The 26,236-nt window shown below is 69.0% G+C and carries 26 protein-coding genes; 14 read left to right on the top strand and 12 right to left on the bottom strand.

Annotated elements, in window-relative coordinates:
• Window positions 1-288 precede the first annotated feature (288 nt).
• Window positions 289-1,275, bottom strand: coding sequence for a hypothetical protein (locus U4Z64_RS37625; protein ID WP_415750574.1), 987 nt, complete (start codon window positions 1,273-1,275; stop codon window positions 289-291).
• A 36-nt stretch (window positions 1,276-1,311) separates the two neighbouring features.
• Window positions 1,312-2,157, bottom strand: a complete 846-nt coding sequence (locus tag U4Z64_RS14755) for an aldo/keto reductase (protein WP_321820329.1) — start codon at window positions 2,155-2,157, stop codon at window positions 1,312-1,314.
• A 168-nt stretch (window positions 2,158-2,325) separates the two neighbouring features.
• Between U4Z64_RS14755 and U4Z64_RS14750 the strand changes: the two genes are divergently transcribed.
• Window positions 2,326-3,072, top strand: a complete 747-nt coding sequence (locus U4Z64_RS14750; RefSeq protein ID WP_044845577.1) for a GntR family transcriptional regulator — start codon at window positions 2,326-2,328, stop codon at window positions 3,070-3,072.
• A gap of 37 nt (window positions 3,073-3,109) precedes the next feature.
• Here U4Z64_RS14750 and U4Z64_RS14745 read toward each other — a convergent pair whose 3' ends face one another.
• Complete coding sequence (locus U4Z64_RS14745; protein WP_321820328.1) at window positions 3,110-4,501, bottom strand: CoA transferase; 1,392 nt, start codon at window positions 4,499-4,501, stop codon at window positions 3,110-3,112.
• Between the two features lie 139 nt (window positions 4,502-4,640).
• Between U4Z64_RS14745 and U4Z64_RS14740 the strand changes: the two genes are divergently transcribed.
• The gene (locus U4Z64_RS14740; protein ID WP_321820327.1) at window positions 4,641-5,873 is read left to right on the top strand and encodes a citrate/2-methylcitrate synthase; all 1,233 of its coding nucleotides are present in this window, start codon (window positions 4,641-4,643) and stop codon (window positions 5,871-5,873) included.
• Here U4Z64_RS14740 and U4Z64_RS14735 read toward each other — a convergent pair.
• Window positions 5,846-6,169, bottom strand: a complete 324-nt coding sequence (locus U4Z64_RS14735) for a DUF2917 domain-containing protein (protein ID WP_044845574.1) — start codon at window positions 6,167-6,169, stop codon at window positions 5,846-5,848. The genes U4Z64_RS14740 and U4Z64_RS14735 overlap by 28 nt on opposite strands.
• 191 nt (window positions 6,170-6,360) lie before the next feature.
• On the opposite strand from U4Z64_RS14735, the gene mdtD reads away from it, so the two are divergent.
• Together mdtD and U4Z64_RS14725 are read left to right on the top strand one after the other, a co-directional pair.
• Window positions 6,361-7,800, top strand: a complete 1,440-nt coding sequence (gene mdtD / locus U4Z64_RS14730; RefSeq protein WP_044845573.1) for a multidrug transporter subunit MdtD — start codon at window positions 6,361-6,363, stop codon at window positions 7,798-7,800.
• A 180-nt stretch (window positions 7,801-7,980) separates the two neighbouring features.
• Entirely contained in the window at window positions 7,981-9,255 is a 1,275-nt protein-coding gene (locus U4Z64_RS14725) for an EAL domain-containing protein (protein ID WP_044845572.1), read from the top strand.
• Window positions 9,256-9,271: 16 nt separating this feature from the next.
• Here U4Z64_RS14725 and U4Z64_RS14720 read toward each other — a convergent pair whose 3' ends face one another.
• Both U4Z64_RS14720 and U4Z64_RS14715 read right to left on the bottom strand, forming a co-directional pair.
• Window positions 9,272-9,886, bottom strand: a complete 615-nt coding sequence (locus U4Z64_RS14720; protein ID WP_321820326.1) for a class I SAM-dependent methyltransferase — start codon at window positions 9,884-9,886, stop codon at window positions 9,272-9,274.
• Between the two features lie 240 nt (window positions 9,887-10,126).
• Window positions 10,127-10,651, bottom strand: a complete 525-nt coding sequence (locus U4Z64_RS14715) for a DUF962 domain-containing protein (protein WP_044848582.1) — start codon at window positions 10,649-10,651, stop codon at window positions 10,127-10,129.
• An 81-nt stretch (window positions 10,652-10,732) separates the two neighbouring features.
• Between U4Z64_RS14715 and U4Z64_RS14710 the strand changes: the two genes are divergently transcribed.
• Both U4Z64_RS14710 and chrA read left to right on the top strand, forming a co-directional pair.
• Complete coding sequence (locus U4Z64_RS14710; RefSeq protein ID WP_044848581.1) at window positions 10,733-11,440, top strand: Crp/Fnr family transcriptional regulator; 708 nt, start codon at window positions 10,733-10,735, stop codon at window positions 11,438-11,440.
• A 141-nt stretch (window positions 11,441-11,581) separates the two neighbouring features.
• Window positions 11,582-12,793: a chromate efflux transporter gene (gene chrA, locus U4Z64_RS14705; protein ID WP_321820325.1), complete on the top strand. Its 1,212-nt coding sequence runs from the start codon at window positions 11,582-11,584 to the stop codon at window positions 12,791-12,793.
• Between the two features lie 110 nt (window positions 12,794-12,903).
• On the opposite strand, the gene sodB is transcribed toward chrA, so the two are convergent.
• Window positions 12,904-13,482: a superoxide dismutase [Fe] gene (gene sodB, locus U4Z64_RS14700; protein ID WP_124486975.1), complete on the bottom strand. Its 579-nt coding sequence runs from the start codon at window positions 13,480-13,482 to the stop codon at window positions 12,904-12,906.
• 240 nt (window positions 13,483-13,722) lie between these two features.
• Window positions 13,723-15,105: an exodeoxyribonuclease VII large subunit gene (xseA, locus tag U4Z64_RS14695; protein WP_124522998.1), complete on the bottom strand. Its 1,383-nt coding sequence runs from the start codon at window positions 15,103-15,105 to the stop codon at window positions 13,723-13,725.
• Between the two features lie 450 nt (window positions 15,106-15,555).
• On the opposite strand from xseA, the gene lpxK reads away from it, so the two are divergent.
• From lpxK to adk, 4 genes are all read left to right on the top strand, one after another.
• Window positions 15,556-16,584, top strand: coding sequence for a tetraacyldisaccharide 4'-kinase (gene lpxK / locus U4Z64_RS14690; RefSeq protein ID WP_321820324.1), 1,029 nt, complete (start codon window positions 15,556-15,558; stop codon window positions 16,582-16,584).
• A complete protein-coding gene (locus U4Z64_RS14685) occupies window positions 16,565-16,768 on the top strand; it encodes a Trm112 family protein (RefSeq protein ID WP_006750935.1) in 204 nt (67 codons plus the stop codon). Before lpxK ends, U4Z64_RS14685 begins: the two co-directional genes overlap by 20 nt.
• Window positions 16,769-16,884: 116 nt before the next feature.
• Window positions 16,885-17,676, top strand: a complete 792-nt coding sequence (kdsB, locus tag U4Z64_RS14680) for a 3-deoxy-manno-octulosonate cytidylyltransferase (RefSeq protein ID WP_044848576.1) — start codon at window positions 16,885-16,887, stop codon at window positions 17,674-17,676.
• A 208-nt stretch (window positions 17,677-17,884) separates the two neighbouring features.
• On the top strand, window positions 17,885-18,547 hold the full coding sequence (adk, locus tag U4Z64_RS14675) for an adenylate kinase (RefSeq protein WP_044848575.1): 663 nt from the start codon (window positions 17,885-17,887) through the stop codon (window positions 18,545-18,547).
• A 134-nt stretch (window positions 18,548-18,681) separates the two neighbouring features.
• On the opposite strand, the gene U4Z64_RS14670 is transcribed toward adk, so the two are convergent.
• Window positions 18,682-19,533 carry a LysR substrate-binding domain-containing protein gene (locus tag U4Z64_RS14670; protein WP_044848574.1) on the bottom strand — a complete coding sequence of 284 codons (852 nt, stop codon included), beginning with the start codon at window positions 19,531-19,533 and terminating at the stop codon, window positions 18,682-18,684.
• 113 nt (window positions 19,534-19,646) lie between these two features.
• Here U4Z64_RS14670 and U4Z64_RS14665 point away from each other — a divergent pair, with 113 nt between their 5' ends.
• On the top strand, window positions 19,647-20,303 hold the full coding sequence (locus U4Z64_RS14665) for an FMN-dependent NADH-azoreductase (protein ID WP_257775603.1): 657 nt from the start codon (window positions 19,647-19,649) through the stop codon (window positions 20,301-20,303).
• A 237-nt stretch (window positions 20,304-20,540) separates the two neighbouring features.
• Window positions 20,541-21,299 carry an SDR family NAD(P)-dependent oxidoreductase gene (locus U4Z64_RS14660; RefSeq protein ID WP_124486970.1) on the top strand — a complete coding sequence of 253 codons (759 nt, stop codon included), beginning with the start codon at window positions 20,541-20,543 and terminating at the stop codon, window positions 21,297-21,299.
• 78 nt (window positions 21,300-21,377) lie between these two features.
• On the opposite strand, the gene U4Z64_RS14655 is transcribed toward U4Z64_RS14660, so the two are convergent.
• Both U4Z64_RS14655 and murJ read right to left on the bottom strand, forming a co-directional pair.
• On the bottom strand, window positions 21,378-22,220 hold the full coding sequence (locus U4Z64_RS14655; protein ID WP_044848584.1) for a SirB1 family protein: 843 nt from the start codon (window positions 22,218-22,220) through the stop codon (window positions 21,378-21,380).
• Between the two features lie 8 nt (window positions 22,221-22,228).
• On the bottom strand, window positions 22,229-23,779 hold the full coding sequence (gene murJ, locus U4Z64_RS14650) for a murein biosynthesis integral membrane protein MurJ (protein WP_044848571.1): 1,551 nt from the start codon (window positions 23,777-23,779) through the stop codon (window positions 22,229-22,231).
• A 304-nt stretch (window positions 23,780-24,083) separates the two neighbouring features.
• Between murJ and rpsT the strand changes: the two genes are divergently transcribed.
• On the top strand, window positions 24,084-24,356 hold the full coding sequence (rpsT, locus tag U4Z64_RS14645) for a 30S ribosomal protein S20 (RefSeq protein WP_006482211.1): 273 nt from the start codon (window positions 24,084-24,086) through the stop codon (window positions 24,354-24,356).
• Between the two features lie 147 nt (window positions 24,357-24,503).
• On the opposite strand, the gene U4Z64_RS14640 is transcribed toward rpsT, so the two are convergent.
• On the bottom strand, window positions 24,504-24,824 hold the full coding sequence (locus tag U4Z64_RS14640) for a DUF3579 domain-containing protein (RefSeq protein ID WP_321820323.1): 321 nt from the start codon (window positions 24,822-24,824) through the stop codon (window positions 24,504-24,506).
• 415 nt (window positions 24,825-25,239) lie between these two features.
• On the opposite strand from U4Z64_RS14640, the gene argF reads away from it, so the two are divergent.
• The gene (argF, locus tag U4Z64_RS14635) at window positions 25,240-26,169 is read left to right on the top strand and encodes an ornithine carbamoyltransferase (RefSeq protein WP_124486968.1); all 930 of its coding nucleotides are present in this window, start codon (window positions 25,240-25,242) and stop codon (window positions 26,167-26,169) included.
• Window positions 26,170-26,236: the final 67 nt, after the last annotated feature.

Genomic DNA, 26,236 nt, shown 5'->3' with positions numbered 1-26,236 from the left:
ACGTCCAGCGCGGACACCGTGATGATCTTGGCCGAAAACGCTGCGTCATGTGCGGCCAACCCGGCCGCTTGTGCGGTGCGTGTGTATGCCGGCGGCGGCAATGGCGGAAATGGCGGCCTCGGTAGCGGCGGAACGACCGGAAGCGGGAGCGCCAGCACGGGTAGCGGCGGAAACAACGGCAATGGCGCCGTCGGCCCCGCAGGCGTCGGCGGGACAACGGGCGGGACGAACGGCTCGGTTGGCTCGGGGGGCACCGGCCGCGGCGGCAATGCCTCCGGCAGCGGGGGCTCAGGCGGTGGTACTTCGGGCGGTGGTACTTCGGGCGGTGGTACTTCCGGAGGCGGTACTTCCGGGGGCGGTACTTCCGGAGGCGGTACTTCCGGAGGCGGTACTTCCGGAGGCGGTACTTCCGGAGGCGGTACTTCCGGAGGCGGTACTTCCGGGGGCGGTACTTCCGGAGGCGGTACTTCCGGGGGCGGTACTTCCGGAGGCGGTACTTCCGGGGGCGGTACTTCCGGAGGCGGCCATGGTGGCGGTGGCGGCTCCGGCGGTGACGGAGGCCATGGCGACGGAGGCCACGGTGACGGAGGCCACGGTGACGGAGGTCACGGCGACGGAGGTCATGGTGGTGGCGGCTCCGGCGGCGGCGGAGGCCACGGCGACGGAGGTCACGGTGGTGGCGGCTCCGGCGGTGGCGGAGGCCACGGCGACGGAGGTCACGGCGGTGGCGGCTCCGGCGGTGGCGGAGGCCACGGCGACGGAGGTCACGGTGGCGGCGGCTCCGGCGGTAGCGGAGGCTCCGGTGGCGGAGGTCACGGTGGTGGCGGCTCCGGCGGTGGCGGAGGCCACGGTGGCGGTGGTTCCGGCGGCGGTTCCGGTGGCGGTTCCGGCGGCGGTTCCGGCGGTGGTTCCGGCGGTGGTTCCGGTGGCGGTTCCGGCGGTGGTTCCGGCGGTGGTTCCGGCGGTGGTTCCGGCGGTGGTTCGGGCGGTGGTTCCGGCGGTGGTTCCGGCGGTGGTTCCGGCGGTGGTTCCGGCGGTGGTTCCGGCGGTGGTTCCGGCGGTGGTTCCGGCGGTGGTTCCGGCGGTGGTTCCGGCGGTGGTTCCGGCGGCGGCGGCCATGGCACCGGCGGCCATGGCACCGGCGGTCACGGCAACGGCGGTGGCAACGGTAATGGCAACGGTAGCGGCGGCGCTGGCAACGGTGGCGCCAATGGCGTCGGCAATGGCAATGGAAGCGGCAGTGCCGGCGGCAACGGCGGATCGTCCAGTGGCCATGGCCACTGACCGACGCGTCGCCTGCCCCCGACGCGGTCAGAGCATTTCGAGCGCGCGCTTGCTGCGCGGCGGACGGAAGTACCCGTCGAGTTGCGCGCGCTCGTCATCGCTCAACACGAGATCGAGCGCGGCGCGATTGTCGCGCACGTGCTCGATCCGTGACGTCTTCGGAATCGCGAACACGCCCGGCTGCGCAAGCACCCAGGCGAGTGCGACGCGCGTGACCGACACACCGCGCTGCCGCGCGATTTCATCGAGCGGAGAACGCTTCGGCAGCCGTCCGTGATCGACCGGGCTGTAGGCCATCGCCGGCATCCGGTGATCGGCGAGCCACGGCAGCAGGTCGAATTCCGGGCCGCGCCGCGCGATGTTGTAGAGAATCTGGTTGGTCGCGCACGCGCCCCCGCCCGCCTCGTCGACGAGCTCGGCCATGTCGGCCGTATCGAAGTTGCTGACGCCCCAGTGGCGGATCTTGCCCGCGCGTCGCAGCGCCTCGAACCCCTCGACGGTCTCCTCGAGCGGCACCGAACCACGCCAGTGCAGCAGGTACAGGTCGAGACGATCGGTACGCAGACGCTTGAGGCTCGCGTCGCACGCGACGACGACGCCGCGCCGGCTCGCATGATGCGGATACACCTTGCTGACCAGGAACACGTCGTCGCGCAGGCCGGCGAGCGCCTCGCCGACGAGTGCCTCGGTCGCACCGTCGCCGTACATCTCGGCGGTATCGACCAGCGTCATCCCGAGATCGATCCCCTCGCGCAATGCGGCGATCTCGTCGGCGCGGCGCGCGGGCCGCTCGCCCATTTCCCAGGTGCCCAGGCCGAGTTTCGGAATCGTCTCGCCGTCCGGCAGGACGACCGTGGCGATCGTGTCTGTCATGTGCTCCTCGCTGCGGATTCGTGGCCGCGCACCCGCGGCCGAAGCATCAAATACGACGCATCAGTGTAGTCAATCGGTGCGGCGTCCACCTGTTACGCGGCAAAAACCGGCTATAACGGCACCGCATGATGACTTAGAATGGCCGGCACCCTGATCGATACCCATTCCATGAAGGCACCCACGGACGACCGCTGGCAGGACCTGCGCCCCGACCCCGACAACGACACGCCGCTCTACCTGCAGCTCGCCCGCAAGCTCGGCGACGCGATCCACGACAATCGCTGGGCGGCCGGCGAGGCGCTGCCGTCCGAACGCGTGCTGTCCGAAGCGCTCGGCGTGTCGCGCATTACCGCGCGCAAGGCGATCGCGCTGCTCGTCGAGCAGGGCCTGATCCGCCGCACGCAAGGCGCCGGCAACTTCATCCGGCCGCGCTACGAGGATCCGCTGTCGCGGCTGTCGAGCTTCAGCGAGATGCTCGAGCGCCGCGGCTTCAAGCCGAGTTCGCAATGGCTCGAGCGCGAAATCCAGCCCGCGAATCGCGACGAAGTGATCCAGCTCGGCCTGTCGCCGGCCGCCTCCGTTACACGGCTGAAACGCCTGCGCCTCGCCGACGGCATCGTGATGGCCGTCGAGAATTCGACGTTCCCCGCCACGCTGATTCCCGATCCGCAGGCGATCGGCGGTTCGCTGTACAGCTATCTCGAAGCGCGCGGCACGCCGATCGTGCGCGCACTGCAGCATTTCCGCGCGGTCAATGCGACCGACGAGATCGCGCAACAGATGGGCATCGCGCCGCACGACGCGCTGCTGCTGATCACGCGGATCGGTTATACGGCCGACCAGCGCGCGATCGAACTCACCGATACCTACTGCCGCAACGACTACTACGACTTCGTCGTCGAACTGCGCAAGTAACGCCGGCAATACTCACGGCGTACGGCGCCGCCGGCGCTCACAGCCAGCATGCTTCGTCCGTGCCGAGCGGCACGGGCGGCCTCGAGAAGCGCGGCGGTGTCGCAGACAGGCGTTCGGCCGGACGCACGGCATCGATCGTGCCGAACGGCGACGCGCTCCGGTCCATCCGGTCGCGCACGTCGTCGAACGTGAAATCCGGCGCCCGCAGGCCGTCCGGCACCACGCCGAGCGATTGCAGCCAGCGCCCCGTCTGCGCGAGCGAGAGCCGCACGTGCCAGCTCCCTCCTTCCGTCGCACGGCGCGCGAGCGCGATCATCGCGCCGAACGCCGCGAGATAACCCGTCGCATGATCGAGCGCCTGGCATGGCAGATGGCGCGGGCCGTCCGCGTGCGCGGCGTGCTGCTCGTGCCACGCGATACCGCTCGCCGACTGCACGAGACTGTCGAAGCCACGCCGCATCGACCACGGCCCCGCGTGCCCGTATGCGGACACCGACACGCAGACGATGCCGGGCCGCAACTCCGCCAGCGCCTGCGGCGAAAACCCGCGCGCCGCGAGCGCGCCGGGGCGATAGGCCTGCAGGAATACGTCGGCGTCGCGTGCGAGCGCGCGCAACGCGGCGACACCGCCCGCCTCGCGCAGGTCGATCCACGTCGAGCGCTTGCCGCGCCCGTTGTCGATCACGAGCGACGCGATGTTCGGCAGGTGCGGGCCGTTGACGAGCAGCGTCTGTGCACCGTGCGATGCCAGCGTGCGGCCCGCGACCGGCCCCGCGATGATGCGCGTGAGATCGAGCACGCGCACGCCCGCGAGCGGCTGGTCGGGCGCGCCGTGGCCGATCGCCTCGACGGGCGCGTCACCGATCCGCTCGATCTCGAACAGCGGCAGCGACGCGAGTGCCCGTGCCTGGTCGTGCGCCGCCCATTCGTCAGGGGTTCTGATCAATGCCGCGCACAGGCCGGCCTCGGCGAGCGCGGTATCGAGTGCCGCGCCGTCCCACGTGCGGATCGCCGCGGCCACTTCATCGCGCTGCGGGCCGCTGCCGAGCACGTCGAGAATCCCGTGCAGGTGATGCGGAAAGTTCGCATGCAGCTGGATCCAGCGCCCGTCGCGCGTGTCGTAGAAGCCCGTCACCGGATGGCGCGGCTCGGGCGGCAGGCCGTCGTCCACGCGCAGGTAGCGTTCGCTGCGAAACGCGACGAGCGCGTCGCGCATCGACACGTCGACGCGCTGCGCGACGCCCGTGCGCAGCCGGTGGCATTCGGCCGCCGCGAGCCCGGCTGCCGCGATCGTCGCCGCGGCGAGCGTGCCGACATGGAACGCCGATGGCAGCGTCGGGTCCTGCCCCGCCACGGCCGCGCGAGCCAGTGCGCGCGGTTCGCCGTGCGCGAGTTGCCACAAGTGGGTCAATGCGAGTTCGGGGGTCATGGTGGAAGCGCGCCGTGGAGGAGACGCATTCGAGTCTAGAATTCGCGACAGGCGCGATCAATCTTGATTGCGCGAATCAATGCATAACGAATAGTTGTAGCCGGGCCGCGCTTCATGCGCCCCGACAGGAGCGATCGGCATGACGTCCCTCAGCGCGCCGGAAGCCGCCGGCATCCTCGGTGTCAGCGTGAGCACCCTTTACGCGTATGTGAGCCGCGGCCTGCTGCGCTCGCTGCCCGACGGCGCGAGCAAGCGCCGCCGCTACGACGCGGACGAGGTGCGCCTGCTCGCGCGCCGCCGCGCCGATGCAAAACGCGCGGGCGGCGTCGCCGAACGCTCGCTCGACTGGGGCGTGCCCGTGCTCGAATCGCGGATCACGCAGATCGCCGATGGGCGCCTGCGCTATCGCGGCGCCGATGCGATCGCGCTCGCGAACGACGCGACGCTAGAGGAAACGGCGGCCCGCCTGTGGGATTGTCCGCCCGCACGGCTCGCTGCGGCAGCGCTTGCATCGACCGGTTTCGACGCCGCCCAGTGGGAAGACTGGGCCCGCCGCTGGGCCCATCTCGCGCCGCTCGAGCGCACGCTGGTGCTGCTCCCCGCCGCGGCCGCCTCGCTGCCGCGCCTGTGGGCGCAGGGGCGCGACGCGCAGTTCGACGCGGCCACGCTGCTGCTGCGCGTGACGACGGCCGCGCTCGCCGGCATCGCGCCGGGCGACGCGCCCGTGCATCGACAGCTCGCCGCCGCGTGGCGGATCCGGCGGCGCGACGAAGCCGACCTGCTGCGCCGCGCACTCGTGCTGTGCGCCGATCACGAACTGAACCCGTCGACCTTTGCGGTGCGCTGCATCGCGTCGACCGGCACCCACCTGTTCGGTGCGATCGCGGGCGGGCTCGCGGCGCTGTCGGGCCCGCGCCACGGCGGCGAGACGTTCCGCGCGGGCGCCCTGCTCGACGAAGCCGCGCGGGCCGCCGACCTCGACCGCTACCTCGCGCTGCGCGTCGCACACGACGAACGCGCGGACGGCGCACGCACGGCGCTGTCCGGTTTCGCGCATCCGCTCTATCCCGACGGCGATCCGCGCGCACGCGCATTGCTCGACGCACTGCACGCGACGCTGCCCGCCCGGGCGCCGCTGCGCATGGCCCGCGCGCTCGCCGCGCGCGTCGAGGCGGCGACCGGCCTGCGGCCGTCGATCGATTTCGCGCTCGCGGTGCTGGAGCGCACGCTTGCGCTGCCCGACGGCGCCGCGTTCACGCTGTTCGCGGCCGGCCGCACTGCGGGCTGGATCGCGCACGCGCTCGAACAGTACGCTAGCGGCAAGCTCATCCGGCCCCGCGCGCGCTACGTCGGCAGCGACGCGGCGGCCTGAGCGCGGCCGCCGCGCCATGCGGCGAGCCGCCGCCATGCGCTCGGCGCAGCCTGCACGGCCGGCGCCGCCTGCGGGCCGAACGCGAACACCGCGCCGCCCGCCGCCGCGCTGATCCAAACGCGCATGCCGGGCAGCAGCGCGAGCGTCTCACCGGCATGCAACCAGTGATCGTCGGGCCGGCCCTCGATCGTCACCCACAGACCGCCGTCCGCGACCTGCAACGCGGTGCGATCGACGATCCGCCACCGCCCGGCCGGTTCGTTGCCGTCCATCTCGTAGAGTCGCAGTTCGCGCATGGCCGCCTCCGGGTCGTGTGGGTTCGATGACGCCAGTATTTCGGACAGTGGCGAAACACGGACAGATACGCCTGCAGACACTTTCGACTGAACTGTATCGGTCCGCCACCGGACAGGCGTCCGGACCGATCCTGCGTGGCACGGCGGCTTTGCCTACAATGGCGGCTGTCCCGCGCCACCGGTCCGTCCCCATGTTCCAACGCCCGCCCGCCGCCGCTCCCGGCGAAAAGAACCTCACCATAATGCTCTGGCTCGTTGCGACGGGCTTCTTCATGCAGACGCTCGATGCGACGATCGTCAACACGGCGCTGCCGTCGATGGCAGTGAGTCTCGGCGAATCGCCGCTGCGGATGCAGTCGGTCGTGATCGCCTACTCGCTGACGATGGCGGTGATGATTCCCGTCTCGGGCTGGCTCGCGGACACGTTCGGCACGCGGCGCGTGTTCTTCAGCGCGATCCTGGTGTTCTCGCTCGGTTCGCTGCTTTGCGCGAACGCGCATACGCTGTCGCAGCTCGTCGTGTTCCGCGTCGTGCAGGGGGTGGGCGGCGCGATGCTGCTGCCGGTCGGGCGGCTGGCCGTGCTGCGCACCTTTCCGGCCGAACGCTACCTGCCCGCACTGTCGTTCGTCGCGGTTCCCGGGCTGATCGGGCCGCTGATCGGGCCGACGCTCGGCGGCTGGCTCGTGAAGATCGCGTCGTGGCACTGGATCTTCCTGATCAACGTGCCGGTGGGCGTCGCCGGCTGCGTCGCGACCTTCTACTCGATGCCCGACGCGCGCAACCCGGCCGTCGGCCGCTTCGACCTGAAGGGCTATCTGCTGCTGACGATCGGGATGGTCGCGATCTCGCTGTCGCTCGACGGGCTCGCCGATCTCGGGATGCAGCACGCGGCCGTGCTCGTGCTGCTGATCCTGAGCCTCGCGTGCTTCGTCGCGTACGGGCTGTACGCGGTGCGCGCGCCGCAGCCGATCTTCTCGCTCGAGCTGTTCAAGATCCATACGTTCAGCGTCGGCCTGCTCGGCAACCTGTTCGCGCGGATCGGCAGCGGCGCGATGCCGTACCTGATCCCGCTGCTGCTGCAGGTGAGCCTGGGCTATTCGGCATTCGAGGCCGGGCTGATGATGCTGCCGGTCGCGGCGGCCGGGATGTTCTCGAAACGGATCATCACGCGCCTGATCACGCAGCACGGCTACCGCAAGGTGCTGCTCGCGAACACGATCATGGTCGGGGTGATGATGGCGAGCTTCGCGCTGATGCGCGACACGGTGCCGGTGTGGGTGAAGGTCGTCCATCTCGCGCTGTTCGGCGGCTTCAACTCGATGCAGTTCACCGCGATGAACACGCTGACGCTGAAGGATCTCGGCACCGGCGGCGCGAGCAGCGGCAACAGCCTGTTCTCGCTCGTGCAGATGCTGTCGATGAGCCTCGGCGTCACGGTCGCGGGCGCGCTGCTGGCCACCTTCACCGGGATGCTGCGCACGGTGACGCCGAGCAACACGCTGCCCGCGTTCCATGCGACCTTCATCTGTGTCGGGATCATCACGGCCGCGTCCGCGTGGATCTTCGCGCAACTCGCGCCCGACATCCGCGGCGGCACGCAGCACAAGACCGATCCGTCCGAACGCGCGTGACGCACGGCGCGCGCCGCCGCAATCGCCACGGCGGCGCGCCGCGCACCATGTCGGTGCAGCACGGCTGCACCGCGCGCGCCCTGCCGGCCGCGACGGCCCGCCGCACGGGGCACGATGCCGTGCATGCTTCTTGCTCGCCTATTCTGTAGGTAAACTGGCAGTCCTCCTTCGGCCGACATCATGAGCATGATCGACATCGATCCACCCGGCTTCCAGCCGCCCCGCCCCGTCGCTGGCGACGACGGGAAGCGGCGCACCGTGCTGTACGGCGCATACACCGTGTTCAGCGTGTTCCAGCCCGTTTTCTCGGTGTCGCACCGCCGCGCGATCGGCTATCACGCGTCGCTGCGCGCGCACGACGAGGACAGCCGCCAGGTCGCGTCGCACGAGGTGTTCACGCAGGCGGCGCGGCGCGGCGACCTGCTCGAGCTCGGCCGGCTCGCCGAATCGCTGCATCTCGGCAACTTCCACGCGTTCGACAGTCACGACGAATGGCTCTTCCTGAGCCTGCACCCGGCGGCACTGATGGACACCGTCTACGGCGACGCGCTGCTCGCCAACCTGAAGGCGCTCGGCCTGCCGCCGCATCGCGTGGTGCTCGAGGTGCCCGAGCAGGCGGGCGGCGAGACGCCGCGCTATGCGGCGATCGTCGACGGGCTGCGCAAGGCCGGCTTCCTGATCGCGCTCGGCGGCTTCGGCGCGAAACATTCGAACATCGACCGCGTGTGGCACCTGCACCCCGACATCGTCACGCTCGACCGCGGGATCCTCGCGCAGGCGAGCGAACACTCGCATCTCGAGCGCGTACTGCCCGGGCTCGTGTCGCTGCTGCACGAATCCGGCCAGCTCGTGCTGATGGGCGGGCTCTCGACCGAGCGCGACGCGATGATCGCGCTCGAATGCGACGTCGATTTCGTGCAGGGACAGTACTTCGCGGGGCCGAGCGTCGACCCCGTGCAACCGCAGGCCGCCGCAGGCTGCATGGATACGCTGTCGGCCGCGTTGCGGCTGCGCGTCGCGCAACGCGAGCGCACGCAGGCCGAACGCCTCGCGCCGTATGTCGCCGCGCTGGAGGAAGCCAGCCGGAAGCTCGTCGCGGGCGAATCGCTGATCGACGCGGCCGGCGCCGTGCTCGGGTTGCCGGAAACCGCGCGCTGCTTCCTGCTCGATGCATCGGGCCGCCAGATCGGCGACAACGTGCTCGCGCGCGGCAGCGTCTCGCAGCGGGCGAAGCGCTTCCGGCCGCTGCTGCATTCGGAAGGCGCGAGCTGGGAGCGCCGCCCCTACTTCATCCACGCGATGCGCGCGCCCGGCCGCGTGCATCTGACGCCGCCGTACCTGTCGATCAACGAAGCGCACCTGTGCGTGACCGCATCGATCGCCGCGCCGGCCGCGACCGGCATGCAGGTGCTGTGCGTCGACATCAACTGGGAAGCGGCACTCAGCCGCGAATGAGTTCGCGCGGCCGCGCTCACGCGGCGCCGTCGAGGTCGTTGGCCCGGCGCGCGATCAGCCGGTGCACGCGCTTGCCGGACGACGCGCTGACCACCTCGTGCTCGTCGATCACGTGCATGCCGGCGCCGAGCGCCGCATGCATGCGCGCCGAATCGAGCGGCGTATACAAGCGGCCGCGCTCGTCGCGCAGCGCGCCGTTGCCGGCCACCCGCCAGCTCAGGTACAACGTGCCGCCGGGCATCAGCAACCCGGCCAGCCGCGCGGCCGCCGCTGCGGCATCCGCCTGTTCGAGATGCATGACGACCGTCTCGCACAACACGTTTCGAAACGCGCCGGCCGGCACGCCGGCGAGCGCCGGCAGCGCTGCCAGCTCGAAGTTCAGCAACGGATGGCGCAAGCGCGCCTCGGCAAGCAGCGCGGCGCTCGCATCGTAGCCGCGCACGTCGAATCCGCGCGAAGCGAGCCACGCGGTGTCGCGTCCCGCACCGCAGCCGACGTCGGCCGTCGGCCCGGGCGAGAAATGCTGTTCGAGCAGTGCATACATGTCGTCGGGGGCGGCCTGGTCGAGCCAGTCCTGCGCGTATTGCGCGGCATGGGCTTCGTAGGCATCGAGAGTCGGGCGATCCACCATGGCGATTGCTCCGCGTACGCGTCCTGTCGTGCGACGCACCCCGCATCTTAGCCGTTGCGCGTCGCGCGTGGGATGGCGGGCGACGCGCGGCCCCGCGCCGCTCGCAGGTCGCCGGCGCGGTCAGTTCGGCCCACGGCGCATCGCCGCGCCAGGGCCGGCCGCGATGCCGCCGCGAACCGGCCGCCGAAGGCGCAGCCGACCGCGTCCGCGCCGAACCCGCAGGCCGGCGCGGCCGACGCGTCAGACATGCGAATGCGCGCCGCCGTGCACGGGCCCCGCGCGCCGCTCGACCTCGCGGCGCACGTCGCCGCGCAGGCCCGCGAAAAACGCGACTTCGGCGACGACGAACAGCGGCCCGACCATCAGCCCGACCAGGTCGTCGACGAACGCGGGCTTGCGCCCCTCGAACCAGTGCCCGACGAACTGCACGATCCAGCCAACCACGAACGCGCCGATGCCGATCCCGAGCCATTGCGCGGTCGGCAGCAGCGCGAGCGTCTGCGCGGCCCACAGGCCGAGGGCGAACAGCGCGGTCATGACCGCCCCGAAGCGCAGGTCGAGGCGCAGGTAGAACACCGCGAACGCCACCGCGAGCAGCAGCGCCGGCGACAGCGCGACACCGGCCAGCGTACCGAGCGCCGGCCGCGACAGCAGCACCTCGACCGCGAACACGATCATCGGAATACCGACCAGATGCGTCGCGATGTTGCGTGCGTCGCGATGGTAGGCCGCATACTGGGAAAGGTGGTCTTCGAGCGTCTTCATGGCGTCTCCTGAACGATCATTGGGCGCTATGATGCGCGTCACGCCCAGGAACCTCTGTCAGCTACCCGACATCGCGTGCCCATGCCCTCGCCGCTCGCCCCGTACCTGCCGCAGATCGAAGCGCACCCGTGGTTCGCCGCGCTGCCGCGGGCATTGCGCGACGACCTGCTCGCCCGCGCCGCGTTGCGGCACCTGCCGGCCGGCCACGCGCTGTTCCGCCGCGGCGACCCGCCATGCGGGCTGTATGCGGTGCTGGCCGGCGCCCTCACCATAGGCGCGGTCGATCCGCAGGGCAAGGAAGCGCTGCTGACGGTCGCCGAACCCGTCACGTGGTTCGGCGAGATCGCGCTGTTCGACGGCCAGCCGCGCACGCACGACGCGATCGCGCTCGACGACACGCTGCTGCTGCACGTCCCGCAGCGCGCGCTGCTCGCGATTCTCGACACGACGCCGCAATACTGGCGGCAGTTCGCGCTGCTGATGGCGCAAAAGCTCCGGCTGAGCTTCCTGACCGTCGAATCGATGAGCGTGATGCCGGCCGCGCAGCGGCTTGCCGCACGGCTGCTGATGATCGCCGACGGCTACGGCGGGATCAGCGCCGGCCGCACGCGCATCCGGCTGTCGCAGGAAAAGCTCGCGGCGATGCTGTCGCTCACACGGCAGACCACCAACCAGCTGCTGAAGGCGCTGCAGGCCGACGGCGTCGTGCGGCTGCATGTCGGCGAGATCGAACTCGTCGACGTCGATGCGCTGCGCCGGGCGAGCGGGCTGCCTGACGGCACTCACTGACGGCACGCACTGACGACGCGCCGCCTCCGTCCTGACGCGCCCGTCGTGACGCCATCGAGCGATCGCCGCAACGCCGCATTCCCGCCGTCATCGCTTCGCGCTATCGTGGCGGCTCGTTCGTCCTTCTCCCCGCATACGCGCTTGAACACGTCCACCCTTACCGCCCCTTCCCGCCACGCGTGGCCTGTCTTCGTCGCGTTCCTGCGGCTCGGCCTCACGTCGTTCGGCGGGCCCGTCGCGCATCTCGGCTACTTCCGCGACGCGTTCGTCACGCGGCGCGGCTGGCTGACCGAACGCGCGTATGCCGATCTCGTCGGCCTGTGCCAGTTCCTGCCGGGGCCGGCGAGCAGCCAGGTCGGGATGGCGATCGGCCTGTCGCGCGCGGGTTATGCGGGAATGTTCGCCGCATGGCTCGGCTTCACGCTGCCGTCGGCGCTGCTGATGATGCTGTTCGCACTCGGCATGCACGCTGCGGGCATGCCGGTCGCGGCCGGCGCGCTGCACGGGTTGCGGATCGTGTCGGTCGCGGTGATCACGCAGGCGGTGTGGGGCATGGCGCGCACGCTGTGCCCGGATGCGCGCCGCGCCACCCTGATGGCGGTCGCGGCCTGCCTCGCGCTGCTCGTGCCGGCCCCATGGCTGCAGGTGGCCGTGATCGTCGCGGCCGGCGCGGCCGGGCTCGTACTGTTGCCGCAGCCCGAGCGCGGCGCGCACGATCCGCTGCCGCTGCACGTGTCGCATCGCGCGGGTGCGCTGTGGCTCGTGCTGTTCGCCGCATTGCTCGTCACGTTGCCGTTCGCGGCGGGCGCGCTGCATTCGCACCCCGTCGCGGTGGCCGACGCATTCTTTCGCACCGGCGCGCTGGTGTTCGGTGGCGGGCACGTCGTGCTGCCGCTGCTGCAGGCAGCCGTCGTCGCGCCGGGCTGGGTCGGCGATGCGGCGTTCCTCGCCGGCTACGGTGTCGCGCAGGCCGTGCCGGGGCCGCTCTTCACGTTCTCGGCGTTCCTCGGTGCGTCGCTGCGCGACGCGCCGAACGGCTGGCTCGGCGGGACGATCGCGCTCGTGTCGATCTTCGCGCCGTCGTTCCTGCTCGTCGCGGGCACCGCGCCGTTCTGGGAACGCCTGCGCCGCAGCACACGCATGCAGGCCGCGCTCGCGGGCGTGAACGCGGCGGTGGTCGGGCTGCTGCTCGCCGCGCTGTATCACCCGGTGTGGAGCGAGACGATCGTGTCGCCGCGCGACTTCGCGGCGGCGCTCGTCGCGTTCGTCGCACTCGTGTTCTGGCGGGTGCCGCCGTGGGCCGTCGTGATCGCGAGCGCGGCGCTCGGCTGGTTGGCGACGGCGCTCGCGTGATCCGGCAAGTGCCACGCATCGATTCCCGCCCGACCAAAACAAAAAAGCCCTCGTGACGAGGGCTTTTCTTCGGGTGCCGCGCGCCGCAACGGCGCGCAGTACGCATGGACTTACGCGAAGTTCTTCGCTGCGAAGTCCCAGTTCACGATGTTCCAGAACGCTTCGACGAACTTCGGACGTGCGTTGCGGTAGTCGATGTAGTACGCGTGTTCCCACACGTCGATCGTCAGCAGCGGCTTGTCGGCCGTCGTCAGCGGCGTGGCGGCGTTGCTCGTCGACACGATGTCGAGCGAACCGTCGGCCTTCTTCACGAGCCATGCCCAGCCCGAACCGAACGTGCCGACCGCGGCCTTCGAGAACGCTTCCTTGAACGCGTCGTACGAACCCCACTTCGCGTTGATCGCGTCGCCCAGCGCGCCCGACGGTGCGCCGCCGCCGTTCGGCGACAGGCTGTTCCAGAAGAACGTGTGGTTCCAGATTTGCGCGGCGTTGTTGAAGATGCCGCCCGACGACTTCTTCACGATCTCTTCCAGCGACAGGTTTTCGAATTCCGTGCCCGGGATCAGATTGTTCAGGTTCGTCACATAAGCCTGATGATGCTTGCCGTAGTGGTACTCGATCGTCTCTTTCGAGATGGTCGGCGCGAGTGCGTCTTCAGCGTACGGGAGCGGCGGGAGCGTATGAGCCATGGCGATTCCTTCGTTGAGTATGTAGGGAGGCTGTGTTGAATGCTGCCGAGCGTCCGATTGTAGGCGAGTCCGAATATCCCCGCAAACTCACGGGCATTTATCCGCGGTATGCAGAAAATCGGCGTTCCCGCTTCATCCGGCAGGACGAGAAGACGGATGCGCAGCATCCGTTCCCGCGCCGTGCGCCGGACTATCCGGAGCGCCGGACGCGCGACCTTCGTTCCGCTTACGCCGCCGTCGTCAGATCGTATCGGTCAGCCGCGGCTGCACGTCGGCGAGCGATACGTCGGCCGAGCCTTCGGCGAGATGCACGGTCAGGCGGCGCTGCGGTTTCAGCGCGTTCGGCGCGCGCACCGCGCGGCCGGTCTGCGTGTCGATCAGCGCCGCGTAGCCGCGCTCGAGCGTGCGCTGCGGGCTCAGCACCTCGAGCCGCGCCGCGCAGGCCGACACGCGCGCGGTATCGCGCTCGTGACGGCGCTGCAGCGCCACCGCGAGACGTTGCGACAGCCCGGCCAGTGCCTGACGCGCCTGCGCCGGGTCGGGCCGCGCGCGCTGCCAGCGCAATTGCGCGAGCGCGAAACGCGCACGCGCGTCGCGCACCGGCCGCGACGCGGCCGAGGCGAGCCGCACCGCCAGTTGCTCGACGTGGGTACGCTGCCGCTGCAGCCGCTCGGCCGGGCTGACGAGCCGGCGCGCGAGCCAGTCGAGCTGCTGCGCGCGCTGCTCGAGCCCGCGTTCCAGGCAGCGCGCAAGCGCGCGCTGCCGGTCGGCCACCTCGCGCAACAGCAACGCACGCTGCGGACTCGCGAGCTCGGCCGCGCCGGTCGGCGTCGGCGCGCGCAGGTCGGCCGCGAAGTCCGCGATCGTGAAATCGGTTTCGTGGCCGACGCCGCTGACGACCGGCAGTTCGCTCGCCGCGATCGCACGCGCGAGCGCTTCGTCGTTGAACGACCACAGATCCTCGATCGACCCGCCGCCGCGACAGACCAGCAGCACGTCGACCTCGCGCCGCGCGTTCGCCGCCTGCACGGCCGCGACGAGCTTCTCGGCCGAGCCCGCACCCTGCACGGGCGCCGGATAGACGATCACCGGGATGTGCGGCGCGCGGCGCGCGAGCGTGGTCAGCACGTCGCGCAGCGCGGCGGCCTGCAGCGACGTGACGATGCCGATCGCGCGCGGGTGCGCCGGCAGCGGCCGCTTGCGCTCGGGCGCGAACAGGCCTTCGGCCTCGAGCTGCGCCTTCAGCCGCAGGAACGCCTCGTACAGGCGCCCCTGGCCGGTCCGCCGCACGGCCTCGACGTTGAGCTGCACTTCGCCGCGCGGCTCGTACATCGTGACGACCGCGCGCACCTCGATCCGGTCGCCTTCGCGCGGCGTGAATTCCGCGTACTGCGCGCGACCGCGGAACATCACGCAGCGCATCTGCGCCTGCTGGTCCTTGATCGAGAAATACCAGTGGCCGCTCGCGGCGCGCGTGAAATTCGACACTTCGCCCGAAATCCACAGCAGCGGAAACGAGCGCTCGAGCATCGTCGAAATCGCGCGATTGAGCGCCGAAACGGGAATCACTTCGTCGCCGCCGCGAGTCGCGCCGGGAGCGGAAAAAGGAGAGTCGGAAAGCATGGGCGGTCGGATGAATGCTGGCGGCGACACGATAGTCCGACACGCGCGCGGCGTCCAGCGCCGGCCGCCCGCGCTGCACCATTTGGAAGGTGTCCACACTCTGGCAATCGTCCATCAAAAACGCTTCAAAACCGCGGAAAAACCCAGACGATTCCTCGCAACGCATTGATTTTTATAGTTTTTTAAACCTTGTAGTTTGATTTGCCGCCGATTCGATGTCCGCCCGGCGGGCGTTTCACGCGGACAGGCCGGGAGTTTTTCACAGAGTTATCCACAGCCCGTTCCGTTCCGGCCCCATCGGGTGCGTCGCCCGGCCGCGCTTGCCGCGCCCGCGTGCGGCGCGCTAGAGTGCCGCCTTCCGAACCCCTAGCGGCATGCGCCGCCCCACGGAGAATCCGTCTTGACGAATCCGTCCCACGCCGCGGCGCACGACGCGCCGCGCCCGGCCCGATGAGCGCGCCCGGCGGCCCGCTCGCGCGGCTCGAAGCGCGCCTCACGCGCGAATGGCAGCGCCGCGGCGCCCTCGCGTGGGCGCTCACGCCGTTCGCGTGCGTGTTCGGCCTGTGCGCGGCGCTGCGCCGCACGGCCTACGCGCAGGGCTGGAAGCAATCGGTCGACGTCGGCGTGCCCGTCGTCGTGGTCGGCAACGTGACCGTCGGCGGCACCGGCAAGACGCCGACCGTGATCGCGCTCGTCGACGCGCTGCGCGCGGCCGGCTTCACGCCGGGCGTCGTGTCGCGCGGCTACGGCGCGAACGTGAAGGCGCCCACCGCGGTCACGCCCGCGTCGCGCGCGCGTGCGGCCGGCGACGAACCGCTGCTGATCGCGCGCCGCACCGGCGCGCCCGTGTGGGTGTGCCCCGACCGCGTCGCGGCCGCGCAGGCGTTGCGCGCCGCGCACCCGGACGTCGACGTGATCGTCAGCGACGACGGCCTCCAGCACTACCGCCTCGCGCGCACGGTCGAGCTCGTCGTGTTCGACCACCGGCTCGGCGGCAACGGCTTCCTGCTGCCGGCCGGCCCGCTGCGCGAGCCGCTGTCGCGCCACCGCGACGCAACGCTCGTCAACGATCCGTACAGCGGCGCGCTGCCGCCGTGGCCCGACACCTATGCGCTCGCGCTCACGCCGGGCGCCGCGTGGCACCTCGACCAGCCGGCGCTGCGCCGCCCGCTGTCGCAGTTCGCGCACGAGCGCGTGCTCGCCGCGGCCGGCATTGGCGCGCCGGAACGCTTCTTCGCGACGCTGCGTGCGGCCGGCCTCGCGCCGGCGACGCGCGCGCTGCCCGACCATTACGCGTTCGCCGACAATCCGTTCGTCGACGACGCGGTCGATGCGATCCTGATCACCGAGAAGGATGCAGTAAAATTGGGCGCTTCCTGGCGCGACGCTCGGCTGTGGGTCGTCCCCGTCGAAGCCGCGCTCGATCCTCGCCTCATTGCCCTCGTTGTGGAGAAACTCCGTGGACGCTCGCCTGCTTGAAATTCTTGTGTGCCCTATCTGCAAAGGCCCGCTCCACTATGACCGCGCCGCGCAGGAGCTGATCTGCAACGCGGACAAGCTCGCCTACCCGATCCGCGACGGCATCCCCGTGATGCTCGTCGACGAAGCACGCCAGACCGTCGAAGGCACGCCGGTCGATCCCGCCGGCCCGGCCGGCAGCTAAACGCCGCACCACTGCACCGGCGCCCGGCCGCGCTTCTTCGCGGCCGCGTGCCGGCCCTGCCGGGCGGCACGCCTTCCACGCGCCGCCCGCCCCGCTCTTCTCACCGCTCAGCCCCGATGACTCATCCGCAGCCCTTCATCGCCGTCATTCCTGCCCGGCTCGCGTCGACGCGCCTGCCGAACAAGCCGCTCGCCGATCTCGGCGGCAAGCCGATGGTCGTGCGCGTCGCCGAGCGCGCGCGCGAAGCGGGCGCGCAGCAGGTGCTCGTCGCGTCCGACGCGCAGAGCGTGCTCGACGCGGCCCGCGAGCACGGTTTCGAAGCGGTGCTGACGCGTGCCGACCATCCGTCCGGCACCGACCGGCTCGCGGAAGTCGCCGCGACGTTCGGGTGGAGCGACGACACCGTCGTCGTCAACGTGCAGGGCGACGAGCCGCTGATCGACCCGGCGCTCGTCCGCGACGTAGCGTCGCACCTCGCCGCGCACCCGGACTGCGCGATCGCGACCGCCGCGCACCCGATCCACGACGCGGCCGATGTGTTCAATCCGAACATCGTGAAGGTCGCGCTCGACGCGCGCAACGTCGCGATGTACTTCTCGCGCGCGCCGATTCCGTGGAGCCGCGATGCGTACCAGCCGCACTGGCCCGACGTCGCGGCCATGCCCGCACCGGCCTTTCCGGTCTATCGCCACATCGGACTCTACGCCTATCGCGCGCGTTTCCTGCGCACCTATCCGTCGCTCGCGCAGGCGCCGATCGAGCAGGCCGAGCAGCTCGAACAGCTGCGCGCGATGTGGCACGGCGAGCGCATCGCGGTGCTGATCACCGAGCATGCACCCGAAGCCGGCATCGATACGCCGGCCGATCTCGCACGCGTGCAGGCCCTTTTTCGGCCGGGTTCAAAATAACCCGTGGCATAATCAGGCGATTGTGCGAGCCGTCCGCGACCCGCGCGTCCTAGCTTGACCCTGCCACGGCCCGTCCCGGCAGCCGCGCGTCGCGTTTCGCCGACGCGCCGCATCAGACCGGTCCGCCGCGCGCAAGGCAAGCCCCGCGCACGCTGTCGCCGACGCTTTTGCGTCTCGCCACACGAATCTACATACCGGAGATATCACCATGCGTTTGATCCTGTTGGGTGCGCCCGGCGCGGGCAAGGGTACCCAGGCAAACTTCATCAAGGAAAAGTTCGGCATCCCGCAAATCTCGACGGGCGACATGCTGCGCGCGGCCGTCAAGGCCGGCTCGCCGCTCGGCGTCGAGGCGAAGGGCTACATGGACGCCGGCAAGCTCGTGCCGGACGCGCTGATCATCGGCCTCGTGAAGGAGCGCCTGAAGGAAGCCGACTGCGCGAACGGCTACCTGTTCGACGGCTTCCCGCGCACGATCGCGCAGGCTGACGCGATGAAGGAAGCCGGCGTCGCGATCGACTACGTGCTCGAAATCGACGTCCCGTTCTCGGAGATCGTCGAGCGCATGAGCGGCCGCCGCACGCACCCGGCATCGGGCCGCACGTACCACGTGAAGTTCAACCCGCCGAAGGTCGAGGGCAAGGACGACGTGACGGGCGAACCGCTGATCCAGCGCGACGACGACAAGGAAGAAACCGTCCTGAAGCGTCTCGAAGTGTACGAAGCGCAGACCAAGCCGCTGATCACGTACTACGGCGACTGGGCGCAGCGCGGCGAGGAAAACGGCCTGAAGGCCCCGCAGTATCGCAAGATCTCGGGCCTCGGCAGCGTGGACGAAATCCGCGAGCGTGCGTTCGACGCACTGAAGTAAGCACCGCGTCGTGCACCGCAAGCCGCCCTTTCGGGGCGGCTTTTTTTTGGTTCATCGTGGAATTTCGTGAACCGGCGACGATGCATGTGCCTCTGGCCGCGCAAATCCCAACGCTGTCGCCGCGATGAACGTGGTCACCCGTTGTGCGCGAATGCCAGCACGATCGCGTTGCCCAGTTCATCGACAACCCTGGCCGACGCGCCCGGTGCCGCGAACATCGTGAACTCGACATCGGGCAGGGCCGGCAGTCCGGCATCCGGCGGAATCGCACGCAAGCCGTGCGCAAGTTGTGTGTGCACGATCGGCGTCACCGCAAGGCCCGCGTGCGCGGCGGCGCACAGGCCGGCGCCGCTCGGGCACACGAGCACGATCCGGTAATCCACGCCCGCTCGGGCCAGTGCTGCCAGCGAGGCCTCGCGATACGGGCAGGGTTCCGGCAGCAGCGCAATCGGCACCGGTACGCCAGGCGTGAGCGACGCCCAATCCGCACCGGCCCACACGAGCGGCTCGCGCCAGAGCACGCGTCCGGCGGGCCCGCCGTGGCAGCGCCCGCCCATCACCACATCCAGTTCACCGTGATCCAGCGCCTGGAGCAGATCGCCCGGGATACCCACTCTGATGCTGAATGCGATGCGCGGGTACCGCCCGGCAAACGCCTTCATCACATGCATCAGCCTGACGTTGGCGAGGTCTTCCGACAGACCCACGCGGATCGTGCCCGCGCTCGGTTCGCGCAGCAGTTGCGCCCGCGCGTCCTGATTGAGCGCGAGGATGGCGCGCGCGTAACCCAGCAGCAGCTCGCCGTCCACCGTGAGCGCGACCGAGCGCGTGGTGCGCACGAGCAGGTCGCGGCCGACCTGTTTTTCCAGGCGGCGCAGATGCGCGCTGACCGCGGACTGCGTCAGATTCAGACGGGCCGCGGCATGCGTGAACCCGCCTTCCTGGACGACGGCCACGAAGGAGCGCAGCAAAACGGTATCGAACATGAGATGTCCCGCAATACAGTGCGAATGCTACTGAGTAGCGTGATGATACTTCGTTTATATTTCGAATCGAACTATGTTCTGATGAGGGCCGTCAACCCGTCAGGAGTCGTTCCATGTCGACCTTGCTTCATATCGAATCGTCCCCGCGCAAGTCGCGGTCCGCATCACTCGACGTTGCGCACGCGTATCTGGAAGCCTGGCGCGACGCGCATCCGGTGCATCGGGTCGACGTGCTCGATCTGTGGGCGACGCAATTGCCGGAACTCGACGGCGATGCGCTCGATGCCAAATACGCGGACTTGAGCGGCACGCCGCTCAGCGAAGGCCAGCAGCAAGCGTGGGCGGATTTCCGGCAGCTGGCGCAGCGGATGCACGACGCGGATACGCTGCTGTTCTCCGTGCCGCTGTGGAATTTTTCCATCCCGTACAAGCTCAAGCATTTCATCGACGCCGTGTCCCACCGCGGCCTCCTCTTCTCATTCGACGAGCGTGGGTTGGCGGGATTGCTGAACGGCAAGAAAGCCGTCGTGATCTATGCGAGAGGCCTCGACTATTCAAGGCAATCGAGCACGCCCGCCGAGTCGTTCGACTTTCAGCGGCCGTTTCTTGAAGCGTGGCTGCGCTTCATCGGTATCACCGACATCGAATCGATCGTCGTCGAGAAAACGCTGTTTGGACCCGAAATCGATCACGCGGGCAGAGAGGCTGCGCGCGAACAGGCAGTGACGCTGGTACACGCGGCTTCAGCATCAGCTTCGGTTGACGGCTGAACTGGCCAACGGCTGGAGACCGCCGAGCGCCGACGGTCTTCCACGTGTTCGCCGGTAATCTTCGATGAACCTTTTTTCCGCCTGCGCCATCCGTTTCGTCCGACCTCGCACGACCGCGCCGGTCTCGCCGGCATCCGGCGGCGCCCCGTACAATCGATCGAATACGTGCGCCGCACGAACCGGCGCGGCGGCCGTGCCTCCGATCGACCGGCATCGGACCCAACCAAGGAGACAGTGATGGAGATTCGCGACAACGTCTTTCTGATCACGGGCGGCGCATCGGGCCTCGGCGCCGGAACGGCCCGCATGCTCGCTCAGGCCGGCGGCAAGGTCGTGCTCGCCGACCTCAACGAAGCAGCCGGCGCGGCGCTCGCGGGCGAACTCGGCGGCGTATTCGTGCGCTGCGACGTATCGAGCGAAGTCGATGCGCAAGCGGCCGTCGACGCCGCGACGCGCGCGGGCACGCTGCGCGGCCTCGTGAATTGCGCAGGCATCGCGCCCGCCGCGAAAACCGTCGGCAAGGACGGCGCGCATCCGCTCGACGTGTTCGCGAAGACGATCAACGTCAACTTGGTCGGCACCTTCAACATGATCCGGCTCGCGGCCGCCGCGATGGCCGCGACCGCGCCGAACGCCGGCGGCGAACGCGGCGTGATCGTCAGCACCGCGTCGGTCGCCGCGTACGACGGGCAGATCGGCCAGGCCGCGTATGCGGCGTCGAAGGCCGGTGTCGCTGGCATGACGCTGCCGATCGCGCGCGACCTGTCGCGCCACGGCATCCGCGTGATGACGATCGCGCCCGGGCTGTTCGAGACGCCGATGCTGCTCGGCATGCCGAAGGACGTGCAGGACGCGCTCGGCGCGATGGTGCCGTTCCCGCCGCGGCTCGGCAAACCGGACGAATACGCGATGCTGGTGCGCCAGATCGTCGAGAATCCGATGCTCAACGGCGAAGTGATCCGCCTCGACGGCGCGATCCGGATGCAGCCGAAGTAAGTGCAAGCAAGCAGCTGCAAAAAAACGCCCGCGATGCGGGCGTGTCGACGTTCGGGGTGCCGGTGAGACTACGACGGCTCAGTCCTCGCCGTCGCGCTGCATCCGCTGCCGCAACTCGGTCACCTGCGACTCGACGACGGTCGCGTCCTCCGCATCGGGCCGCTCGCCGAGATACTGCTCGAGATCCTCGAGCGCGGGGCGCAGGTAGTCGAGCCGTGCATACGCGAAGCCGCGGTCGCGCACTTCGTCGAGCTGTTCCGGCAGCAGGATCACGAGCCGCTGCTGCACCGCGAGCAGCCGCTGCCAGCGTTCCGTCTGCAGATAGATCGTCTTCAGGTTGCGCAGCATCCGCGCGATGATCTCGCGGCTCGTGGCCGGCTGCAGCAGCGCGCGCAACGCGCTGTCGACCGCGCCCGCCGCACGCGCGACGTAGGGCTCGAGCATCTCGACCATCTCGGCCTCGGACAGCGAATGGCCGTTGGTCGGATCGATGATCAGGTCGCCGTCCGGCAGCGTCACGCGCAGCAGGAAGTGGCCGGGGAACGACACGCCGCGCGCCGGCACGCCGATCTGCTCGGCGAGCTCCAGGTACAGCACCGACAGCGAGATCGGAATCCCGCGCCGCCGCTTCAGCACCGCGTTCAGGTGGCTGTTATCGGGGTCGTAGTAATCGTTGTGATTGCATGCGAAGCCGAGTTCGCGGAAGAAGAACTCGTTGAGCGCGGCGACGCGGTCCTTCAGGTCCGCATCGTCGGCGAGCCGGCGGCTCAGCCGCGCGGCCAGGATGTCGAGTTCGGCCAGCGTACCCTGCAGGTCGAGGTCGGGATACGCGTCCTGCGCCAGCGACAGCGCGGTTTCCGTGACGGGCAGACTGTCGTCGTCCGCCACGAGCGTGCTGAAGTAGTCGAGGACGCGGGTCATTGCGGTCGTCACTTGGCGCGCCTTCTGAAGTAAGCGTATTTGAAGCCCATCACCCACAACATACCGAAATATAGTGCAGCGAACAGCACGAGGCACGCGGCCATCAGTGCAATGCGATCGAGCGGCTGCGCACGCATGCCGGCCCAGTCGAAGTTGATCGCGCACCAGTGCATCAGGCCGGCGAGCACGAGCGCCGCGCCGATCAGCTGCACGAAGAAGCGCAGCCAGCCGGGCGACGGCTGGTAGATGCCGCGCTTGCGCAGCCCGAGGAACAGCAGCAGCGAGTTCAGGCAGGCACCGACGCCGATGCTCAGCGTGAGGCCCGCATGGCCGATCAGCGGCACGAACACGTAGTTCGAGATCTGCGTGACGATCAGCACGCCGATCGCGATCTTCACCGGCGTCTTGATGTCCTGCTTCGCGTAGAAGCCCGGCGCGAGGATCTTGATCAGGATGATGCCGACGAGACCGATCCCGTAGGTCGCGAGCGCGCGCGCGACCATCGTGACCGTATGCGCGTCGAACTTGCCGTAGTTGAACAGCGTCGCGGTGAGCGGCGTCGCGAAGAAGAACAGCGCGAGCGCGCTCGGCGCCGCGAGCAGGAACGTGACGCGCAGCCCCCAGTCGAGCAGCGCCGAATATTCATGCGAATCGGCGTCGACGTGCGCCTTCGACAGGCTCGGCAACAGGATCGTGCCGAGCGCGACGCCGAGCAGCGCGGTCGGGAACTCCATCAGGCGGTCGGCGTAGTTGATCCACGAGACCGCGCCCTGCCCGAGCCGCGACGCGATGTTGGTGTTGATGATCAGCGACAGCTGCGCGACCGACACCGCGAACGTCGCGGGCACCATCTTGGCGAGCACCCGCTTCACGCCGGGATGACGCAGCGCGCGCACCGGGTTGAGGCCGATCAGCGGCACCATGTCGATCTTCTTCAGCCCCGGCAGCTGCACGATGAACTGCAGCACGCCGCCCACGATGACGGCCCACGCGAGCGCGTAGACCGGCACCTTCAGGTGCGGCGCGACGAACACGGCCGCGGCGATGAACGCGACGTTGAGCAGCACGGGCGCGAACGCCGGCAGCGAGAAGCTCTTGTAGGTATTGAGCACGCCTGACGCGAGCGTCGTCAGCGAGATGAACACGATGTACGGGAACATGATCCGCGTCATCGTGACCGCGAGCGGGAACGCCTGCCCGTCGGTATGCAGGCCGGACGCGACCGCGAACACGACCCACGACGCGCCGGCGATCCCGACGACCGACAGCACGGCGAGCGCCCACGCGAGCACGGTCGACATCGCGTCGACGAGCGCCTTGGTCGCATCGTGCCCCTGCTGGTTCTTGAACTCGGCCAGGATCGGCACGAACGCCTGCGAGAACGCGCCTTCGGCAGACAGGCGGCGCAGCAGGTTCGGAATGCGGAAAGCGACGTAGAACGCGTCGGTGTATTGACTGGCGCCGAACGCACGGGCGATCAGCGTCTCGCGGGCCAGTCCGGTCACGCGCGACAGCAGCGTGAAGCCGCTGACCGTCAGCAGGGCTCGGAATAGATTCATGGGGCGCTTATTATACGGACGTTGCGTGGCCCGGCACGGACGGATGGCGAAAAGGGCGCACGTCGCCGGCGCCCCCGTCCGGCCGACGTCACGTTGACCTTGCCACGCGCTTGATTTTGTTGCTATAATCGCCGGTTTCTGAGCCTGTTACATGCACAGCGCCTGTCGTTTTCATGTCTCGGCCTCGGTTAAAATCACCGTTTTTTATGCGCCCCTGGGCAATCGCTCTCAGGGGACGGATCGAAAAGCAGCGCTTGGCCGTCAGGCTCCAAGCTCTGGAAACAGGACAGGATAAGGAACCGTCATGGCTAACTCCGCACAAGCACGCAAGCGCGCCCGCCAAGCCGCGAAGGCAAATTCGCACAACTCGGCGCTGCGCTCGAAATTCCGTACCGCGATCAAGTCGGTTCGCAAGGCTGTTGAAGCCGGCGACCAGGCAAAGGCTGCCGAGCTGTTCAAGGCTGCCGTGAAGACGATCGACACGATCGCCGACAAGAAGATCGTTCACAAGAACAAGGCCGCTCGCAGCAAGAGCCGCCTCGCCGCAGCCGTCAAGGGTCTGCAGGCAGCAGCGTAAATCCGGCGTGCCCGCTTCGGCGGGCGCTCCTGTTTCCTGCGATCGCAAAAAAGCCCGCCTAGGCGGGCTTTTTTGCTGTGCGTCGCCCGCGCATCGCGCCGGGCGACCGCCAGGCAGGGGCGCGGCACGCGCCCTCGCCCGTCGAACTCACTTCTTCTCGCGGTAGTCCGGCAGCTCGCACGCCTCGGTGACGACGAGGTTGTTGTCCTTCGCGAAATTCAGCACGAAATCGAACGCCATCGGCTCGACGTCGCGCAGCCGGGAATCGAGGATCACGCATTTGAGGTCGCCGAGCATCGTCGGGCGCACGTACAGCGAATATTTCAGGCGCGCGTTCGGCCCGCTCGCACCGGGCCCGAAGCAGGCCATCACGCCGGCCAGACGCTCCGACCAGTCGCTCGGGCGAAACTTTTTCCCGTCTTTCGTAATGCCCTGGATGAAGAATTCGGTCGGAGGGGTTTCAGCCATGTGGTTACCCAAGTGACGGCCCGGCGATGTCCAGGCGACAGCGCCCGGATACGCGAACACAAAGCTCGAGCGGACAGCGGCACTCGCGCTCCGATATCCCGAAAAAACAGGCTGTCGAGGCGTGCCGCCGACGCGCCGCACCGGATTTGTGCAGCGCATGGCTTGTGTCCGGCAGAGCGCGAAGAGGCTTGCCTGCCGGGCTGGAGAAAACTTTTGGATTATACCGCAGCGCGGCATCGCGCGTCGTCTCGCCGCCCCTCTTCCGGCGCCTTCCAGCGTGCGCCACGATCCCAACCCGGTTTTCGTCGCGGCTCGTCAAAGCACAGAAAATCCTTTATGCTGCTTTGAGTTATCCACACCCGACGGCGGCGCCGTCCGGCCCCGCGGCCGGTTCAGACCCGCCGTATTTCGTTTCATGACCGCCAAAACCATTCGTCACTACCTGCAGTTCAAGGATTTCTCGCTGGAAGACTACGAGTACGTGCTCGAACGCACGGGTATCCTGAAGCGCAAGTTCAAGAACTACGAGACCTATCACCCGCTGCACGACCGCACGCTCGCGATGATCTTCGAGAAGAGCTCGACGCGCACGCGCCTGTCGTTCGAAGCCGGCATCTTCCAGCTCGGCGGCCACGCGGTGTTCATGAGCACGCGCGACACGCAGCTCGGCCGCGGCGAGCCGGTCGAGGATTCCGCGCAGGTCATCTCGCGGATGGTCGACATCATCATGATCCGCACGTTCGAGCAGGACGTGATCACGCGCTTCGCGGAAAACTCCCGCGTGCCGGTGATCAACGGCCTGACCAACGAATACCACCCGTGCCAGGTGCTCGCCGACATCTTCACGTACTACGAGCACCGCGGCCCGATCGCCGGCAAGACGGTCGCGTGGGTCGGCGATGCGAACAACATGCTGTACACGTGGATCGAAGCCGCGCAGATCCTCGGCTTCAAGCTGCGCCTGTCGACGCCGCCGGGCTATGCGCTCGACATGAAGCTGGTGGCGCCGGACAGCGCGCCGTTCTACGAGGTGTTCGACGATCCGAACGAAGCGTGCAAGGGCGCCGATCTCGTGACGACCGACGTGTGGACGAGCATGGGCTTCGAAGCCGAGAACGAAGCGCGCAAGCAGGCGTTTGCCGACTGGTGCGTCGACGAGGAAATGATGGGGCACGCGAATCCCGACGCGCTCTTCATGCACTGCCTGCCCGCGCACCGCGGCGAGGAAGTGACGGCCGGCGTGATCGACGGCCCGCAGAGCGTCGTGTGGGACGAGGCGGAAAACCGCCTGCACGTGCAGAAGGCGCTGATGGAGTTCCTGCTGCTCGGCCGCCTCAAGCACTGACCGCCGCGCGCATCGCCGCCATCCGCGCGGCATGCGAAAAAAGCGCCGATCGTCGTCGATCGGCGCT

The sequence above is a fragment of the Burkholderia sp. BCC1996 genome, from assembly GCF_905339955.1.
GTDB lineage: Bacteria > Pseudomonadota > Gammaproteobacteria > Burkholderiales > Burkholderiaceae > Burkholderia.
Note: the sequence above shows the minus strand (reverse complement) of the source record. Positions and strands in the feature narration are given on the sequence as shown.